11 protein-coding genes, 1 tRNA gene, 1 rRNA gene and 1 riboswitch are annotated in these 19,161 nt (G+C 44.6%); of the genes, 7 read left to right on the top strand and 6 right to left on the bottom strand.

The features are described from left to right. Window positions 1–6: 6 nt before the first annotated feature. Window positions 7–122, top strand: a 5S ribosomal RNA gene (gene rrf / locus AACT42_RS21185). Window positions 123–151: 29 nt separating this feature from the next. Then, window positions 152–228 (top strand) — tRNA-Asp (locus AACT42_RS21190). Between the two features lie 535 nt (window positions 229–763). Here AACT42_RS21190 and AACT42_RS21195 read toward each other — a convergent pair. Further along, window positions 764–2,044: a cation:proton antiporter gene (locus tag AACT42_RS21195; RefSeq protein ID WP_094167900.1), complete on the bottom strand. Its 1,281-nt coding sequence runs from the start codon at window positions 2,042–2,044 to the stop codon at window positions 764–766. A 182-nt stretch (window positions 2,045–2,226) separates the two neighbouring features. On the opposite strand from AACT42_RS21195, the gene metH reads away from it, so the two are divergent. Beyond that, the gene (gene metH, locus AACT42_RS21200) at window positions 2,227–5,904 is read left to right on the top strand and encodes a methionine synthase (protein ID WP_094133181.1); all 3,678 of its coding nucleotides are present in this window, start codon (window positions 2,227–2,229) and stop codon (window positions 5,902–5,904) included. A 66-nt stretch (window positions 5,905–5,970) separates the two neighbouring features. Here the strand turns inward: metH and lysC are convergent, their stop codons facing one another. Then, complete coding sequence (lysC, locus tag AACT42_RS21205; RefSeq protein WP_017043419.1) at window positions 5,971–7,323, bottom strand: lysine-sensitive aspartokinase 3; 1,353 nt, start codon at window positions 7,321–7,323, stop codon at window positions 5,971–5,973. 109 nt (window positions 7,324–7,432) lie between these two features. After that, window positions 7,433–7,608, bottom strand: a riboswitch (Lysine riboswitch). Window positions 7,609–7,786: 178 nt separating this feature from the next. On the opposite strand from lysC, the gene AACT42_RS21210 reads away from it, so the two are divergent. From AACT42_RS21210 to mgtE, 3 genes are all read left to right on the top strand, one after another. Then, window positions 7,787–8,908: a pyridoxal-phosphate-dependent aminotransferase family protein gene (locus AACT42_RS21210; protein WP_094133180.1), complete on the top strand. Its 1,122-nt coding sequence runs from the start codon at window positions 7,787–7,789 to the stop codon at window positions 8,906–8,908. An 850-nt stretch (window positions 8,909–9,758) separates the two neighbouring features. After that, entirely contained in the window at window positions 9,759–10,154 is a 396-nt protein-coding gene (locus AACT42_RS21215) for a hypothetical protein (protein ID WP_017050669.1), read from the top strand. A 166-nt stretch (window positions 10,155–10,320) separates the two neighbouring features. Beyond that, entirely contained in the window at window positions 10,321–11,697 is a 1,377-nt protein-coding gene (gene mgtE / locus AACT42_RS21220; RefSeq protein ID WP_088731551.1) for a magnesium transporter, read from the top strand. A gap of 114 nt (window positions 11,698–11,811) precedes the next feature. Here the strand turns inward: mgtE and AACT42_RS21225 are convergent, their stop codons facing one another. The 4 genes from AACT42_RS21225 to AACT42_RS21240 form a co-directional block, all read right to left on the bottom strand. Then, the gene (locus AACT42_RS21225) at window positions 11,812–13,605 is read right to left on the bottom strand and encodes a PglL family O-oligosaccharyltransferase (RefSeq protein WP_094133112.1); all 1,794 of its coding nucleotides are present in this window, start codon (window positions 13,603–13,605) and stop codon (window positions 11,812–11,814) included. 34 nt (window positions 13,606–13,639) lie between these two features. Then, window positions 13,640–16,462 (bottom strand): excinuclease ABC subunit UvrA, encoded by a 2,823-nt coding sequence (gene uvrA / locus AACT42_RS21230; RefSeq protein ID WP_026029161.1) that lies wholly within the window; start codon window positions 16,460–16,462, stop codon window positions 13,640–13,642. A gap of 152 nt (window positions 16,463–16,614) precedes the next feature. Further along, complete coding sequence (galU, locus tag AACT42_RS21235; protein ID WP_013857894.1) at window positions 16,615–17,484, bottom strand: UTP--glucose-1-phosphate uridylyltransferase GalU; 870 nt, start codon at window positions 17,482–17,484, stop codon at window positions 16,615–16,617. Window positions 17,485–17,601: 117 nt separating this feature from the next. Continuing rightward, entirely contained in the window at window positions 17,602–18,249 is a 648-nt protein-coding gene (locus tag AACT42_RS21240) for a LuxR C-terminal-related transcriptional regulator (RefSeq protein WP_064624269.1), read from the bottom strand. 285 nt (window positions 18,250–18,534) lie between these two features. On the opposite strand from AACT42_RS21240, the gene AACT42_RS21245 reads away from it, so the two are divergent. Next, window positions 18,535–19,065 (top strand): single-stranded DNA-binding protein, encoded by a 531-nt coding sequence (locus AACT42_RS21245; protein ID WP_019282036.1) that lies wholly within the window; start codon window positions 18,535–18,537, stop codon window positions 19,063–19,065. Window positions 19,066–19,161: the final 96 nt, after the last annotated feature.

Raw genomic sequence — 19,161 nt, forward strand, 5'->3', positions numbered from 1 at the left:
AATTTGCTTGGCGACCATAGCGTTGTGGACCCACCTGATTCCATGCCGAACTCAGAAGTGAAACACAACAGCGCCGATGGTAGTGTGGGGTCTCCCCATGTGAGAGTAGGACATCGCCAGGCTTTGAATATTGTCTAACCAGACACGCTGCGGAGCGGTAGTTCAGTTGGTTAGAATACCGGCCTGTCACGCCGGGGGTCGCGGGTTCGAGTCCCGTCCGCTCCGCCACTTATTAGGAAGCCCTGCTAGTAATAGCAGGGCTTTTTTCGTTTGAGAAAAATAGCATTTTATTTTTTATCACTCTCAGTGCCGTCTTCTAAAAATCAATTCCACGCATACTTACATATTCACTCCTTGTAATCCGTAACACTCTGATTAGCTAGGGCTCGCTTAGTAGTCCGTAGTTTTACTTGGCGTCCTTCTTCAATAATCATTGAACCTGTTTGTTCAAACTTGTTCGGCTGACTTTAAGCTATTGTGTGATTATTTGTGTACGTGAATGACTTTCTTTGGGGTGTGCGAGAGCCATCATCACACCTTCATCTGAATAGGGTTCGCCAGCTTTTTAAATAGGTGTTACTAAAGCTATCCATAGTGATATTTCACCATAGTTCAACAGCCTTAATTAGATCATATTTTTTAAATTGGTATTACAGTAGATATAGAAAGAGGAGCAACAAAGTAAAGATAGCAAAAGCCGATGTTCTAGAACATCGGCTAGGGATAAAATTGATTTGGTCAGTCATTACTGACAGTTTTCTTTCTACACTGACGACTTTTCAGCTTGTTTTGCTTTGTCTATCAATGGGGTAATTGTTGAACCTTGAATAAGTATTGAGAACACCACGACAGCGTAGGTCATAACAAGGATTATCTCTTTTACATCAATAAGCTTGTCTGGGATAACTAATATGCCAGATGGGATAGAAAGTGCCATTGCTAGTGCTAGCCCACCTCGCAGTCCTCCCCAAGTTAGTATCTTTATTGACCATGGGTTGTAGGAGCGGTAACGCTGGAAGCCGATGTAAGAGAAAAAAACGCTTAGATAGCGAGCAGATAAGACAAGAGGAATGGCGAAAGCCATCAATATCCAGTCCTCTTCATGGAATTTGAAGAGTAGCATCGACATACCGATAAGTAGAAAGAGCACACCATTCAAAAATTCGTCAACCAATTCCCAAAAGTGGTCAAGGTGTTCTTCACTTTCTTTTGAAAAGCCAATGAAGCGTGTCCAGTTGCCGATCATTATCCCTGATACAACCATAGCTAAAGGCCCGGAAACATGAATAACATCTGCAAAAACATAGCCAGCAGTCGGTATACCAATGGTTAAAAGCAGTTCCATTGAGTGATCATCGGTGGCGCTGATGAGGTAGTGGAATAATAGCCCAAGAGCTAGGCCATACAGGATGCCCCCCATTGCCTCTTGAATAAACAACATAGTTACACTACCTATGGTTGGTGCTTCTGTACCAAATGCAATAGTGAAAATAGTGACAAAGATAACCAAACCAAAACCATCATTAAAGAGCGATTCTCCCTCGATTTGGGTTGAAATACGTTTTGGTGCATTTAACTTTTTAACAATAGCTAATACGGCTATTGGGTCTGTTGGTGATATGAGTGCACCAAATAGCAGACAGTAAACGAGATCGAAGTGAATACCGATAAATTGACAGAAGGCGTATAGCCCAAAACCGATGAAGAAGGTTGAAAATAGCGTTGCGCCTAGTGCAAGAACCGCGATTTCCCATTTCTGATCTTTTAGGTTGGGTAATTTGATGCCTAGGCCGCCAGCGAAAAGTAGAAAACCGAGTATTCCTTTGAGCAGAAAATTTTCAAAGTTAATACTGTTGACGGTTTCTGTCGCTATTTGAGTTAGATGAAACCAATCATTTTGACCTGCAACTAAGATCAATAATGACAACATCATCGATCCTGCTGTAATGGCGATAGTGGTTTGCATATTGCCTATCTTACTGTTTAGAAAGGCAATCAACATTGCTGCTCCTGATAGGAAGCATAAAGTGTAATAGACAGACATTGTTTTCTCGTCGTGTAACAAAATATGAATGAAATTCTCCTTGGATGATGTACAAATAGCAAACACTTTTTAGCCATGATTGCCGATGTATCAAACGATAATTAAAGTGAAGTTTAGACGTCTAGATTTCTAATGGTTATATGATAGGATGAGCGAATAACCAAAAGGAATGAGGCTGTACTGTGGGAAGAGAAGTTAGAAGTCAAATTGAAGCTCAATTGCAACAGAGAATATTATTGATTGATGGTGGCATGGGCACCATGATTCAGAGCTATAAATTGGAAGAGCAAGATTACCGCGGAGATCGCTTTGCCCATTGGCCAAGCGATCTGAAAGGAAATAATGACCTTCTCGTCTTGACGCAGCCTCAGTTAATCAAAGAAATTCATAGTGCTTACTTGGAAGCAGGTGCTGATATCCTCGAGACGAATACCTTCAACGCGACGAGCATCGCAATGGCCGACTACGATATGCAAGCCATTAGCGATGAGATCAATTTCGCTGCTGCAAAACTTGCACGCGAAGCTGCTGACGAATGGACGGCGAAAACGCCTGAGAAACCTCGTTATGTAGCAGGAGTGCTAGGGCCAACAAACCGCACTTGCTCGCTCTCCCCTGACGTGAATGACCCTGGTTTTCGAAATATCAGCTTTGAGCAATTAGTTGAAGCTTACTCAGAATCAACACGTGCTTTAATTCGTGGCGGCAGCGACTTAATTTTGATTGAAACTATTTTCGATACTTTAAATGCTAAAGCCTGTGCCTTTGCGGTGGATTGTGTGTTTGAAGAGTTGGGTTACAAACTGCCCGTGATGATCTCAGGGACAATCACCGATGCCTCTGGTCGAACGCTTTCTGGGCAAACAACCGAAGCCTTTTATAATGCACTGCGACACGTTGAGCCTATCTCATTTGGTTTGAACTGTGCACTCGGTCCGGATGAATTGCGCCAATACGTTGAAGAGCTATCACGTATTTCCGAATGTTATGTCTCGGCTCATCCCAATGCGGGGTTGCCTAACGCATTCGGTGAGTATGATCTTGAAGCCGATGAGATGGCGAAGCACATCGGGGAATGGGCGCGAGCAGGATTCTTGAACCTTGTTGGTGGCTGTTGTGGAACCACTCCTGAGCACATTAGACAAATGGCAAAAGTGGTCGAAGGTGTGAAACCAAGAGCGTTACCCGATATTCCAGTGGCTTGTCGTCTATCCGGTCTAGAGCCGCTGACGATTACCAAAGAGAGCTTATTCATCAACGTAGGTGAGCGAACTAACGTCACTGGTTCTGCGCGTTTTAAGCGTTTAATCAAAGATGAGCAGTATGATGAGGCGCTGCATGTTGCTCGAGAGCAGGTCGAAAACGGTGCACAAATCATCGATATCAATATGGATGAAGGGATGTTGGATGCGCAAGCTTGCATGGTCCGCTTTCTCAATTTATGCGCTTCTGAGCCGGATATTTCCAAAGTACCAATCATGGTTGATTCTTCTAAGTGGGAGGTAATTGAAGCAGGTCTCAAATGCATTCAAGGCAAAGGGATTGTGAACTCGATTTCCCTCAAGGAGGGGAAAGAGAAGTTTGTTGAACAAGCTAAACTCATTCGCCGCTATGGTGCTGCTGTGATCGTGATGGCGTTTGATGAAGTAGGCCAAGCGGATACCCGTGAGCGAAAACTTGAAATTTGTACCAAAGCTTATCGAATTTTGGTTGATGAGGTTGGTTTCCCTGCTGAAGATATCATTTTTGATCCGAATATTTTCGCGGTTGCGACTGGTATTGATGAGCATAATAATTATGCTGTGGACTTTATCGAAGCCGTGGCTGATATCAAACGTAATTTACCCCATGCGATGATTTCCGGCGGGGTTTCCAACGTCTCTTTCTCTTTTCGCGGTAACAACTATGTGCGTGAAGCGATCCATGCTGTATTCCTTTATCACTGTTTTAAAAACGGCATGGACATGGGCATCGTCAATGCCGGTCAGCTTGAGATTTACGATAACGTGCCTGAGAAACTGCGTGAAGCAGTCGAAGATATCATTCTCAATCGCCGCAGCGATGGCACTGAACGCTTACTGGATATTGCGGCTGAATATGCGAACAAAGGTGTCGGTAAGGAAGAGGATGCCAGTGCGCTTGAATGGCGTTCATGGCCAGTCGCAAAACGTTTAGAGCATGCGTTGGTCAAAGGTATCACCGAGTATATTGTTGAAGATACGGAAGAAGCTCGTCAAAATGCCACTCGCCCATTGGATGTGATCGAAGGGCCTCTCATGGATGGAATGAACGTGGTCGGCGACCTCTTTGGCGAAGGGAAAATGTTCCTGCCGCAAGTAGTGAAATCGGCGCGCGTTATGAAGCAAGCCGTTGCGCATTTAGAGCCCTACATCAACGCGCTTAAGCAAGTAGGTTCTAATAATGGCAAAATCCTTCTTGCCACAGTTAAAGGGGATGTACACGACATCGGCAAAAATATCGTTGGCGTCGTTTTGCAGTGTAATAACTACGAAATCATTGACCTCGGCGTTATGGTGCCATGCGAGCAGATCCTCAAAGTCGCGAAAGAACAGAATGTCGACATCATTGGGTTATCCGGCCTCATCACTCCCTCTTTAGATGAAATGGTGCACGTCGCCAAAGAAATGGAGCGACAAGGGTTTAAATTACCGCTTTTGATTGGCGGAGCAACCACCTCTAAAGCACATACCGCAGTTAAAATTGAGCAAAATTATCACCAGCCAGTTGTGTACGTGAACAATGCTTCGCGCGCAGTAGGCGTTTGTTCTTCGCTTCTTTCTGATGAGTTACGTCCTGCTTTTGTGGAAAAATTAAACATCGACTATGAACGCACGCGTGATCAACATCACCGTAAAACCCCACGTACTAAACCCGTCTCATTAGAAGTGGCAAGGGCAAATAAAGCGGTTATCGATTGGGATAACTATACGCCGCCAGTTCCGGCTAAATTGGGCGTACATGTGTTTGATGATTTTGATGTGGCTACCCTTCGTCGTTACATCGACTGGACACCATTTTTCATGACATGGTCATTGATGGGTAAATATCCGACGATTTTTGAACACGAAGAGGTGGGAGAGGAAGCGCAAAGTTTATTCCATGATGCTAATGCATTGCTTGATAGAGTTGAGCGAGAAGGGCTACTCAAGGCTCGCGGTATTTGCGCTTTATTCCCGGCCGCGAGTGTGGGGGATGATATCGAAGTGTATCGCGATGAATCGCGCACCGAGGTTGCTCATGTTCTGCATCACTTACGCCAACAAACCGAAAAGCCCAAAGGTTATAACTACTGCCTGTCCGATTACATTGCACCAAAAGAGAGTGGTAAACGAGATTGGATCGGTGCATTTGCCGTGACAGGCGGAATTGGTGAGCGAGAATTAGCAGACCAATATAAAGCGCAAGGCGATGACTACAACGCCATCATGATCCAAGCGGTAGCTGATCGTCTTGCTGAGGCTTTTGCGGAATATTTGCATCAGCAAGTTCGTAAAGAAATTTGGGGCTATGCTGCTGACGAAGAGTTGTCGAACGATGATTTGATCCGTGAGAAATATCAAGGTATACGCCCAGCGCCGGGCTATCCTGCGTGTCCTGAGCATACGGAAAAAGGCACCTTGTGGGAGATGTTGCAGGTTGAGCAAACCATCGATATGTCTTTAACCACCAGTTACGCTATGTGGCCGGGTGCTTCGGTGTCGGGTTGGTACTTCTCGCATCCTGACTCTCGTTATTTTGCCATTGCACAAATTCAACAAGATCAGATGCAAGATTACGCACAACGTAAAGGCTGGAATGCGCAAGAAGCGGAAAAATGGCTTGGGCCGAATTTAGATTAAGTAATAAAAAACAGGTTGGCTAAGCCAACCTGTTTTTTATTCAGCGTGTTACTACTCAATGTGGTTTTATCGTTCAAACAAGTCTTGATGAAGTTTCTGAATTGCCGCTTTAGAAACCGACTCGTGTAATAAAAAGCAGAGGTTGTGCGGGCTGGCACCATAGCAAATCATACGCAAATTGAAATCTTCTAAGGTGCTAAAAACTTGTTTTGCATAGCCTTTGCTTTCACTCATGTTATTGCCGATCAGCGCAACTAAACACAGATTATGTTCGACTTCAACTTTACACAGCTCTTCTAATTCTAAGCGCACCGCTTGAGGCAGTTCAGGTGCTCCACCTGAGGTATCGGTTTTATCTAATGTTAATGAGACGCTGATTTCAGAGGTGGTGATCAGATCCACCGAAATTTTGTGTTTGGCTAAAATTTCAAACACCTTCGAAAGAAAGCCGTATGCGTGAAACATGCTAGCGCTGCGTAGCGTAACCATGGTTTGATTGCAGCGTAGGGTCAAGGCTCTAAATAGAGGTGAGCTTTCCACACGTTTACGGATCCAAGTGCCGCCTTTTTCAGGCTCTTTTGAGGAGCCGACAAACACAGGGATATCGTGGCGAAGCGCGGGCAGCAACGTCGATGGATGCAAAATCTTAGCGCCAAAGTTTGCCATCTCCGATGCTTCGCTAAAGCTTATTTCCGCAATCGGAGCGGCTTTAGGCGCAATGCGTGGGTCGGTCGTATAAATCCCCGGCACATCAGTCCAAATTTCTAAGCCAGAAGCTTGTACCGCTTCGGCGATCAAGGCCGCAGAATAATCACTGCCGCCTCGGCCCAATGTGGTTGTATTTCCTTGCTCATCAGCGCCGATGAAACCTTGAGTTACCACTACGTGTTGCAGACAAAGTGGTGTTAACTTCTCTTGGGCTAATTGCTGGATCTGTTCTAATTGCGGTTCTGCCCGACCGTAGTGATCATCAGTACGCAGCACTTCTCGAATATCAAAACGGATCGCATCCATGCCACGTTCACGCAGTAATTGCGTCAGAATGAAGGTCGACATTAACTCGCCACAAGCCACTAAGTGATCGGTCAGTTTTTTACTCGCTTGAAAAGAGGCCGCTTCTGCGACACTGGCCACCATATCTAAAATTGAGTGTACCTCTTTTTCAACTTGTAGCGGGTCGGCAAGTTTATCAATAATCGCATGATGAATATCAGCTAACTGCTTGATAATACTTAAGCGTTGATTGGCATCTTGTACGCCATTGGCTAATTCAACCAATAAATTCGTCACGCCAGAGCAGGCACTGCTCACGACTAATTTGGTCTCTGGATTATTTTCGATCACAGCGGCACAAAGGCTCATTGCTTCAAAGTTAGCAACGCTTGTTCCGCCAAATTTGGCGACATTGAATGCGCTCACGGCATTTCTCCCACGACTTCCTGAAATAAAAATAGTGTTGGTGTACCAACGTCCAATGTTTGAAGAGAGTTTTTCTAGAGCAAATAAAGAGGTGTTTTTATGATTGGTTTACCTCAGAAGCTCTTCATCAGGATTGCTGATGACAGTTGAAGGGATTCAGCCCATTCAACCGATAAACCAAATCCACAACCTTGGTTTATCTCGGCACTGCTCCCCATTAATGTTTTGTATTGGAGTTGAGGCTCCACAAAACATCTGCCTGGGCAGTGCTCCTCTTCTGCTAGATAGCTCATTCATTGAACGTTTTTGAACTGTTAATGTCAATCGCTAATTAAGTCCAAATGTAAAATAAAATTAACCAGAGTGTGACACTGGTTTGACCTCTAGACTTCGGTCGAATTGTTGCATCAGCGGATTTGTTTTACTCTGGGTATTCGCATTTGGCCGCAAGCAAGGAGCAACTATGTCCATTACCAGTTTTAACCCACCCCAGCGAATTTTGATGGGGCCAGGCCCGTCAGATATTTACCCTCAAGTATTACAAGCGCTGAGCAGGCCGACCGTTGGCCACTTAGACCCGCTTTTTATCCAGATGATGGATGAGCTAAAGCAGCTGCTTAAATACGCTTTTCAAACGGAAAATGAGTTTACCATCGCGGTTTCCGCGCCGGGCAGCGCAGGTATGGAGGCGTGCTTTGTCAACCTGATTGAGCCGGGAGATAAGGTCATCGTGTGTCGCAATGGCGTTTTTGGCGAGCGTATGCGCGAGAATGTAGTGCGCTGTGGCGGAGAGGCGGTGCTGGTGGATGATGAATGGGGAGCCCCCGTTTCGCTCGATAAAGTCGAGCAAGCCATACAGGCTAACCCTGATGCTAAAATTCTCGCGTTTGTCCATGCAGAAACGTCAACTGGTGCATTGAGTGATGCGCAAGCATTAGGTTTGCTGGCTAAGCAAAACAACATGCTGAGTATTGTAGATGCGGTGACATCCTTAGGCGGCGTGCCACTTTATGTGGATCAATGGCAGCTCGATGCCGTCTATTCTGGGAGCCAAAAGTGCTTATCGTGCCCTCCGGGTTTATCGCCACTGACTTTTTCAGCGCAAGCGATTGAAAAAATTCAATCTCGCACAACCCCCGTTCAAAGCTGGTTTTTAGATCAAAGCTTAGTGCTTGGTTATTGGAGCGGTGCAGGCAAGCGCAGTTATCACCACACTGCGCCAGTTAACAGTTTGTACGCATTGCATGAAGCCTTGCTGGTGTTGAAAAACGAAGGTCTAGAGCAGGCGTGGGCACGTCATCGTGTGATGCATGACAAATTAAAGCTGGGCCTAGAAAAATTAGGATTTGAATTTGTCGTTGCTGAAGATTGCCGTTTACCGCAATTGAATGCGATCTATATTCCAGAGGGGGTTGATGAGGCTAAAGTGCGCGCGCATTTACTCAATCAATACAACTTGGAGATCGGCGCAGGCCTTGGCACTTTAGCGGGTAAAGCGTGGCGTATTGGTCTAATGGGGTATGGGGCGCGCAGTGAAAACGTGGCCTTATGCTTGCGGGCGTTAGAAGAGTCATTAACAAATTAACAAAGAAACTACATAAGGGAGCATTTGCTCCTTTTTAGTGGTGCTGATGCCGAATGTTGTTCGTCTCAGCATCAATCATAAAATTCATTTTTATTGTTAGCTCTTCCCTAGCGTGAGTGGAATACTCGTGATTGATGTCTTAAGATAAATTCTTCCGTTAATGGTTTAATTACTCCTATGAATATAAGTGGCATTTTGTGTATTTATAATAAATATACGATGCTAAAGTTTGTGGCCTAAATATTAGAACAGGTTTGGATGCTACTTTGTATTGTCATGGTATTGTAAAAAATGAACATTGTTCGATTGTTTTGGTTGACCATTATTTTATCTGCGTTAGGATAACCGCGCTGAGAAAGCATACTTATTATTAACTTTTTAGAGGTGCAATAGAAACCTATGGACTCGTCGAGTAGTCGATTATCCAAGTGTGGTATTTTCTGGTTAGTAGAAAAGCCTACGTTTTGTTGCCAACTTTTCATTTAAAGCCTCGCTTTTGCTAAGTTGGTATTCATACTAACGAAGCTCCTTTTCTTGTTCTCTCCTGTCAATATCACACTCTTTTTATAGAGTATCGTGTTTGTTTAAGTCGATCATATGATTTATTCAATACAGCGTTTCTACTGGCTAGAGCGTGAATGCTTTTGAATTTCTTGCGTGTCATCTGTACACCGCTAGAACTTTCGCAAGTACACGGCTTCTCTATTTGACTGACTTTATCTTCTCCTAACTTGCTTGTTCAAGGCGGGGAATGCTTGAGCTTGATGGTATAAGCTTATTGCAGCTCAGTTACGTGGATTTTCTGCATAATTTGGTTTCTTTGCCTTGATAGTTTCAAGGAGATACAAAGATGGTTATGTACAACACATCATTAGCTATGGGCAACCGGCTACCTGCTGCTCACTCTATTCAAACCGAAATGGATAACAACTTTATTTGTGTAGGCGCATCGCTATCTGTAGAGGCGGTGATTGCGATTCTACGCTCATCGTCCTTAACCGATAAGCGTTTAAACCTTATCTTTATCTCTGGTGATGCAGGTGAATACTTAGGATTTGTTTATTTAAGCAAGGTGGTGGTATCACAGATGAATATCATCATGAAAGATATTATGCACAAAAGCGATATTGCCGTATCGGCCTTAATGGATAAGGTTCAAGCTAGAAAGTTATTATTAGACAGTCATTTGCCTATGATTCCTATCATCGATAGTCGGAATCGAGTGATTGGCGCCTATTCTATATAATAAATATTAACAAACTTTAAAATAAGTCGCTCAACTTCACTAAATGAAATTTTAGTGAGATTGGAACAGTGTGCTTAAAATTTAAGTTATTCATTGAATACATTGATTCTAAAAATAAGCTTTAAAATTATTATGTTTATTTTTAAAGTTAAATATCGGCTGAGATATGATAATGAAATTACAAAAAATAGCGTTAGAACTCGCTGCGATTAATTTTAATCGTGACCCATTAAACTTAAATCAATTAATGGAACAGTATCCCATCGCTGATATTGCTCAAGTCTTCGCTGAGCAGTTGGCTAATCAGACCTTGAGCGAAGAGGATGTCTTTGAGCTGGTGCAATTGATGCCAATCGCTCGTCAAGCGGCGCTATTGGGGTATTTTTCTGAGCCTATCAGAGAAAAAGTGGTGGAGAGAATGCCGCTCGAAGCGCTTGCGAAAGTGCTTCAAGTTATGCCCCATGATGAAAGGGCTGACTTATATGCTCACTTGGATGAGACGCGCCAACCGCCGCTACTTGCTCTACTGGATCAACAAGAGCGGCAAGATGTACAACAACTTGCAGCCTACCCTCAAGGCTCGGTCGGCTCTATCATGACGACAGATTATGCGACGTTAAACGCCGATGATGATGTGCAGCAGGCGATTGCGCGTTTACGTGAAATGGCCAACGAGAGGGAAACCATCTATCAAGCGTATGTGATTGATAAACAGAATCGCTTACTTGGTACACTTTCGCTTAAGGATTTAGTGCTGGCACAACCAACCTCGCTTGTCTCTGACATCATGACCAAAGAGACAGTGTTTGTGCGAGCCGATGAAGATCAAGAGTGTGCAGCGCAAGCCATCAGTAAATACGATTTACTTGCGGTGCCTGTTTTTGATGAGCAATTTCGTTTGGTCGGTATAGTGACTTATGACGATGCGATGGACGTGGCCGAGCAGCAAGCGGATATGGATTTTCATAAAGTCGCTGCGGTTGGTTTTACCGGTAACCTTAAAGAAGCCAGCGTATGGCTAATGTACAAGAAACGTGTGTTTTGGCTGGTGTTGTTAGTCTTTGGTAATCTTTTTTCTGGTGCTGGTATTGCGTACTTTGAGGAGACGATTCAAACCTATGTCGCCTTGGTCTTCTTCTTACCACTATTGATTGATAGCGGCGGTAATGCAGGATCCCAGTCAGCAACGTTAATGGTTCGAGCCTTAGCCACTGGTGAAGTGGTGATGAAAGATTGGCTATCCATGTTGGTGCGAGAGTTAGGGATTGCGGCGTTATTAGGGGCAACAATGGCCATTGCTGTCTCTTTATTGGGTTTTTGGCGAGGCGGCAGTGATATCGCTTTTGTCGTTGCGGTAACGATGCAAATTGTGGTGATTATTGGCTGTATTGTTGGAATGCTCCTTCCGTTCATTCTGAATAAGTTTAAGCTCGATCCTGCGTCAGCCAGTGCTCCGTTGATCACGACCATTGCGGATTCTATCGGGGTGATCATCTATTTCAGCGTTGCTACCATGGTGTTGGATTTTCCACCAGTGACGTAAGCCACTCATCTGGCAGTGAGATCTACTGGTTGGAGTGTGAAATAAGCTCAACGGTTAAAAGCTTTCTCTATTTTTGGGAAAGCTTTTTTAATGAATAAGGCTCATATACTCAATTTAATTGGCAGACGAACGATCAGCCGAACTGGCTGGCGGACTATACTGCACCTCACTGAAATCCATATTGGGGAACAAAAATGCGGCTTCGGAGCGAATTTGCTCGGCGCGGCTTTCGTCACCAATACCTTGGTAAGCCAAGATCAGATTATTGTAAAAAGCAGGACGCGGTTTATGTTTTATGATGGCCAATGACCAGTCGATGTATGGCGTAATCAATTTAGGATCTTGATTATACAGGCCAATGTTGAGGTAAGTGCTGTAGACATCCCAATCAAAACGGTCTTTCCAAACCACAGGGTTCGTCACCTTTTGTAGGATATCCGGGTTCTTGGGTTGAGATTTCTCAAATTGGGTAAGCACGTAATTACTGTGCAGTGCGCTGAGCATATAAAAGCCAGTCAAAATCGGCACTACTAAACTCAATACTCGAAACAGGGATTTACTGATAAGGCCAAAAGGGGCCGAACGGTATTTAGCCACGCGTTGATCAACCCAAAAAAGCAGAATAATGAAGGTTATCCAATGAATGGCAGAATGGTAAAATGGGTATTCGAGTTGGCTGTGCAACACGATAGGGATGAAAAGGGCGAACATCGCAAGCCTGGTCCCTTTCTTGGCCGAATACATCCGCATGAGCACGAAAAGCATGGCCAGTGTGATCCCTAGCACAGGTAACAAACCGCCTTCCACCGCCCAGAATAGTAATTCATTATGAGGATGATCCATCGACGCTAACCCCGGTTGGTAGCTAGGGTTTAATTGGTGTTGCCTTGCAGTATAAAGCAAATATTCAGATTCAAACTTGCCATAGCCATAACCCGTGAAGGGTTTTTCTATGACCATATCGATGGTTTGAGGAAAGGTATAACGGCGAGGGCTCTCTAAATCAGCCTTATTCTCTAGAAAATCGCCCGTGCCTTGGGAATAGACAGCGACAAACCCTAAAGCAATACCCAATAGCGTTGCAGCGCTCCATCCCCAAAACCGTTTAGGCGTCGAAAATTTAAATAGGTAAGGCAGAACAAAAAGCGTGCCGAGTACCGCGCCAATCCAGCCAGTGCGCGAGGCTAATATCACCAGCAACGGTGCAGTGAGCAGTGGAGTGACATAAAGTAGGCTCACTTCGCTAACATGCTGATTGTACTTTTTCGGTTGACGAGCCAGTAAATAGCCGGACATAACTAGCCCTGTCGCGAGAAAGCTCGCCATCACATTCGGTTGCTGAAAAATGCCGTAAGGGCGGTTGATGAGGGTGTTGTAGCCAAAAATATTATCGGGTGAAAGCAAAAAGTATTGGTACAGACCAAATAGAGTTTCAATCAATACCGCGAGTACGATAAACCAGAGTAATCGCTGCTTATGTTTGTTACTAAAACGAAATTGTTGCAGCAATACAAAAAAAAGCAGCCCAGTCCATAGTCCTAACATTCGACTCAACGACGACTCAATTTGAGCATTCGTATAAAACAGCGGAATCGTCATGATGGTACAACTGATGAAAAGACCGATGGTCAGTTTGGAATAGCGTAACCTACGGTTAGATGCGAGTTGATACAGACCTAATGAGAGCGTAAAACTAAGGGTAAGCCAAGTGGTTGGATTAAAAGATAAAGCTAGACCTGAGCCACCAGGGTTGGGCATAAAAAAATGCATTGCCAGTAAATAGAGAATGCCAATCGAAAGCAAAAAGGGTTTGTTTAAGGGGATGGCGGGTGTTTGTGCTTCAAGTTGTGTACCGCTTAGATGCAATGTTGCCATAGGTCTCGCGTTCCAATTAAAAGAAACCAGCAACCACTTGCTGGTTTCTTTACTTTACCGTTTTTTTCTATTTCAACATAGGCTTAAGAAAGCGTGCTGTGTGTGAACCTTCGATCTGCGCCACATCTTCGGGCGTTCCTTGAGCAATAATTTCGCCGCCGCCTTGTCCACCTTCTGGCCCTAAGTCGATCACCCAGTCTGCGGTTTTAATCACATCTAAGTTGTGTTCAATCACCACCACGGTATTGCCGTGGTCGCGTAGGCGATGCAGTACGGTCAAGAGCTGTTGGATATCATGGAAGTGTAAGCCAGTCGTTGGCTCATCCAAAATGTACAAGGTTTTTCCTGTATCGCGTTTTGATAGTTCACGAGCCAGTTTGACGCGTTGAGCTTCGCCCCCTGACAACGTCGTCGCCGCTTGTCCGAGGCGTATGTAGGATAAACCCACGTCAATCAAAGTTTTGAGTTTGCGAGCGATCATCGGTACGGGCTCAAAAAAAGCGTAAGCATCTTCGACGGTCATCTCCAACACTTCATCAATCGCTTTGCCTTTGTAGCGGACTTCCAATGTTTCACGATTATAGCGTTTGCCCTTACACACATCGCATGGCACGTAAACATCGGGTAAAAAGTGCATTTCAACCTTAATCACACCATCACCTTGGCATGCTTCGCAGCGTCCACCGCGAACGTTAAAGCTAAAACGACCCGGTTTATAGCCTCGAGAGCGAGACTCTTGAGTGCCCGAGAATAGCTCACGGATCGGTGTGAAAATGCCTGTATAGGTGGCCGGGTTTGAGCGGGGAGTTCGGCCTATCGGGCTTTGGTCAATGTCGATGACCTTATCAAAATGCTCTAACCCTTTGATTTTTTGATATGGAGCAGGCGTTGCTGTGGTGGCTCCATTTAAGGCCGTATGAGCAATTTTAAAAAAGGTATCATTAATTAAGGTTGATTTACCGGAGCCTGAAACTCCGGTTACGCAGCTAAATAAACCAACAGGAATTGATAAATCAACCGTCTTGAGGTTGTTACCCGACGCGCCGATAAGCTCCACTGTTTTCTTGGGATCTCTTGGGGTACGCACGGTAGGAATCGCAATTTTTTTCGCGCCGCTCAGGTACTGTCCCGTGAGCGAATTAGGGTTGGAAATAATGTCATTCACATTCCCTTCTGCGACGACTTGCCCACCATGCACACCAGCGCCGGGGCCAATATCAATTACATGATCGGCCATACGAATCGCGTCTTCGTCATGCTCTACAACTAATACCGTGTTGCCTAGATCGCGCAAATGTGTGAGCGTTTTTAATAGCCGTTCGTTATCACGCTGGTGGAGCCCAATCGATGGCTCATCTAAGACGTACATTACCCCAACGAGTCCAGCGCCAATTTGGCTCGCTAAGCGAATCCGTTGTGCTTCGCCTCCTGATAGGGTTTCAGCACTCCGAGAAAGGTTGAGATAATTCAACCCAACGTTGACGAGGAAATGCAAACGGTCATTGATCTCTTTCATTACTTTTTCAGCAATTTGTGCTCGTTGGCCTTCTAAATCAAGAGATTGAAAAAATTGCAAGGCATCGGCAATGCTCAGTTCCACCACTTCCGGGAGCGCGGTGTCATTGATAAATACGTTGCGAGCTTCGATGCGTAAACGGGTGCCATTACAACTGGTACAAGGCTTAGTCGAGATGTATTTCACCAAATCTTCACGGACAGAGTTAGATTCTGTATCGCGATAACGCCGTTCAAGTGTATTGAGAATGCCTTCAAACGGATGGCGTTTAACCCGAATATCACCACGGTCATTAATGTAGTTAAACTCAATCTCAGTTTTCCCCGAGCCTTTCAAGATGATTTCCTGAACCTTTTTAGGCAGTTTGTTAAATGGGGTGTGTAAATCAAAATCATAATGCGCAGCGAGTGACGTGAGCATCTGGAAGTAGTAGTAATTTTTCTGATCCCAGCCACGAATCGCTCCTTGCGCGAGGCTGAGTTGGCTATCTTGGATAACGCGTTCAGGGTCAAAATATTGTTGTACGCCTAAACCATCACAGGTGTGGCATGCGCCCGCTGGGTTATTAAATGAAAACAGCCGAGGCTCTAACTCCTGCATACTGTAGCCACAGTGTGGACAAGCAAAATTGGCTGAGAATACAATCTGTTCGCCTTCACCATCCATGTCAGTAACCACAGCAATACCGCCAGACAATTCGAGCGCTGTCTCAAAGGATTCGGCTAGGCGCTGCTGTAGGTCAGGACGAACTTTAAAGCGATCAACCACCACTTCAATGGTGTGCTTTTTGTGTAGTTCAAGGGTTGGTGGATCAGTCAGATCGCACGTTTCACCATCAATTCGGGCACGGATAAAACCTTGCGCGGCCAAGTTTTCCAGCGTTTTAACGTGTTCACCTTTGCGCTCTTTTACAATCGGAGCTAGCAGCATCAGCTTTGAACCTTCAGCTAACTCCAATACCTTATCAACCATTTGGCTGATGGTTTGAGCGCGAAGTGGAACTTTGTGCTCAGGGCAGCGCGGCTCACCGACTCGCGCATAAAGCAGACGCAAGTAGTCATAAACTTCGGTAATGGTGCCAACCGTAGAACGAGGGTTATGCGAGGTTGATTTTTGTTCAATAGAGATAGCCGGTGAAAGACCTTCAATATGGTCAACATCCGGTTTTTCCATCAAAGATAAAAATTGGCGTGCATAGGCAGACAGCGATTCAACATAGCGGCGTTGGCCCTCTGCGTAGAGTGTATCAAAGGCGAGAGACGACTTCCCCGAGCCTGATAGCCCTGTAATCACCGTTAATTTATCGCGTGGAATGGTCAGGTTGATATTTTTCAGATTGTGGGTTCGAGCGCCCCTAACTTCAATTTTGTCCATCATCTAGGCTCTATGTAACACAAGTTAAGCAAGTATTGCATAGTGTGAGTTTTGTGCAAATAGGTACTGGATAAAAAAACAGTAAATAAAAACCACGGGACTTGCCGTGGTTTTTATTGGGGAGGCGCTAGGTTACTAACGCATTCGGTTACTTAAGCTTTATGAGTCGAATGTTTATCCAACGCGACTTTTTGTTCGTTCTTTTTGTACATGTTTTCAAAGCAGTAGTTAGTGGCTTCGATATAGCCTTCTACGCTACCACAGTCAAAGCGTTGGCCTTTGAATTTATACGCCAATACACAGCCTGATTGCGCTTGTTTGAGTAGCGCGTCGGTAATTTGAATTTCGCCACCTTTACCCGGCTCTGTTTGCTCAATCAGATCAAAAATATCTGGGGTTAAAATGTAGCGACCAATGATGGCTAAATTGCTTGGTGCGGTGCCTGGTTCTGGTTTTTCAACCATGTCATCAACTCGGAACAGATCGTCTTTGATCATTTCACCGGAAATAACACCGTATTTATGTGTTTCATTTTCAGGCACTTCTTGAACGGCAACAATTGAGCAGCGGAACTGTTTATACAGAGCGACCATTTGTGCCAAAACCCCTTTTTCTTGATTGACACATAAGTCATCGGCCAGCACCACCGCAAAAGGTTCATCGCCGACTAACTCTCGACCCGTTAAAATCGCATGGCCTAAACCTTTCATTTCACGTTGACGAATGTAGGTGAAGTTGGCGGTATCAATGATTTCACGAATATCAACCAGTAGCTCTTCTTTGTTGGTGCCACTAATTTGATGCTCTAGCTCATAGTTTTTATCGAAGTGATCCATGATCGAGTGTTTTCCACGCCCAGTCACAATACACATCCCGGTCATTCCAGCTTGAATCGCCTCTTCAACACCATATTCGATCAAGGGTTTATTGACGACTGGCATCATCTCTTTAGGCATTGATTTGGTCGCTGGAAGAAAACGTGTACCGTAGCCAGCGGCTGGGAATAGGCATTTTTTGATCATGCTATAACCTTATTTTTATTTGAATTGTTAATTGATGGCGCAACCTTATCATGCTTTATGAAACGCTATCACCACTAAAGCGGTGAACTCAGTTAAATTCTGCGTGAAAGCACATAATTAAGACAGAATATTTTGATTGGCCCACGCAATCGCTTGGACCCTATTTTTGACCGATAGCTTTTTGAATATTTGGTAAAGATGTGATTTGACCGTGAATTCACTGATGAATAAATCTTCCGACATTTGGTTATTCGATGCGCCAGTTTGTAAGCAGCGAAGGATCTGTATTTCGCGGGCGGTTAAGTCTGTAATCACTTGAGCAGTATGGGACTCAAACGCGTAGCGATAGTAGTGCAGTAACTGACTTACAGCGTGTCTGGGTAGCCAATTTTGTCCATTAATGATTTCGCCAAGCCCGAATGCAATTTTATCTAAGGTGTCATTTTTATAAAATAGCCCTTTTAAATGGCCAAAGGTTAATAAGTCATTAGTGGTTAATCTTTGCAACACATTGATGAGGATCGTTTCATGATGCTGACTGTTTAATGGGCAGTTTCCCAAGCGTCGTTGCAACTGCGCATAATCGGCATGGTCAATCATCAATATTTTGTGTTTATCTGAGCAATACGTTTGGCGCAGGGTTTCGGGCTCAATTTTAGGAATGGGCAGCCCAAGCCGATCGGTTAAATGGTCAATATAAGGGTGTTCTTGCTCTTTATCTAAACAGAGAAAGTAAATGGTGCGGGTATAGTTTGCTTTTCTCATGGTCACTTCCTTTTGACGAGAATGTTAGACAACTGTCTAGAAAATGACGGAAATTAGGTTATAAAGCCAACGAGATAAATAAAATTGCGCTTAGTTTCATATAGTAAGGTAACTGAGTGTTTTGTCATCCTTAAATTAGAGGTAGTGGTTCTAAAAAATAGGAAATTGAGCAAGATTGTGAGATGAATTTTGACAACTATTTCTGTGAAGATTTGTGCCTCGCATAAAGCGTGGTATCCTAGTCAGCTATTTAAAGAACACTCATGATGGAAGACGGAGCAAAACATGGCAAGCCGTGGAGTAAATAAAGTTATTTTAGTGGGTAACCTAGGTAACGACCCAGAAATTCGTTATATGCCTGGTGGCGCTGCTGTGGCAAATATCACCATTGCAACGTCAGATTCATGGCGTGATAAAGCAACTGGCGAGCAACGCGAAAAAACCGAATGGCACCGTGTTGCGCTGTTTGGCAAATTAGCCGAAGTTGCTGGTGAATACTTACGTAAAGGTTCACAAGTGTACATTGAAGGCCAGCTACAAACTCGTAAGTGGCAAGATCAAAGCGGACAAGATCGTTATACCACCGAAGTTGTCGTACAAGGTTTTAATGGTGTGATGCAAATGTTGGGTGGCCGTGCTCAAGGTGGTGCTCCAGCGCAAGGTGGAATGCCACAACAACAGCAACAAGGTGGCGGATGGGGGCAGCCTCAGCAGCCTGCGATGCAAAAGCAACCACAGCAGCAGTCAGCTCCTCAACAGGCTCAACCTCAGTATAATGAACCACCAATGGATTTTGATGACGACATCCCATTCTAAACGTTCGAATGTCGAAAAAAGCCGCGAAAACCGCGGCTTTTTTATATAGTTATCACTATTAGCATTTTCTTATTTGTCAGCACAGCTTAGTGATCG

This window comes from Vibrio sp. V15_P4S5T153 (genome assembly GCF_963874485.1).
GTDB lineage: Bacteria > Pseudomonadota > Gammaproteobacteria > Enterobacterales > Vibrionaceae > Vibrio > Vibrio anguillarum.

What these genes read in the sequence shown, in the direction of transcription:
- AACT42_RS21195 (WP_094167900.1), bottom strand. Translation starts at nt 2,044, where the DNA reads ATGTCTGTCTATTACACTTTATGCTTCCTATCAGGAGCAGCAATGTTG.
- AACT42_RS21210 (WP_094133180.1), top strand. Translation starts at nt 7,787, where the DNA reads ATGTCCATTACCAGTTTTAACCCACCCCAGCGAATTTTGATGGGGCCA.
- AACT42_RS21215 (WP_017050669.1), top strand. Translation starts at nt 9,759, where the DNA reads ATGGTTATGTACAACACATCATTAGCTATGGGCAACCGGCTACCTGCT.
- mgtE (WP_088731551.1), top strand. Translation starts at nt 10,321, where the DNA reads ATGATAATGAAATTACAAAAAATAGCGTTAGAACTCGCTGCGATTAAT.
- uvrA (WP_026029161.1), bottom strand. Translation starts at nt 16,462, where the DNA reads ATGGACAAAATTGAAGTTAGGGGCGCTCGAACCCACAATCTGAAAAAT.
- galU (WP_013857894.1), bottom strand. Translation starts at nt 17,484, where the DNA reads ATGATCAAAAAATGCCTATTCCCAGCCGCTGGCTACGGTACACGTTTT.
- AACT42_RS21240 (WP_064624269.1), bottom strand. Translation starts at nt 18,249, where the DNA reads ATGAGAAAAGCAAACTATACCCGCACCATTTACTTTCTCTGTTTAGAT.
- AACT42_RS21245 (WP_019282036.1), top strand. Translation starts at nt 18,535, where the DNA reads ATGGCAAGCCGTGGAGTAAATAAAGTTATTTTAGTGGGTAACCTAGGT.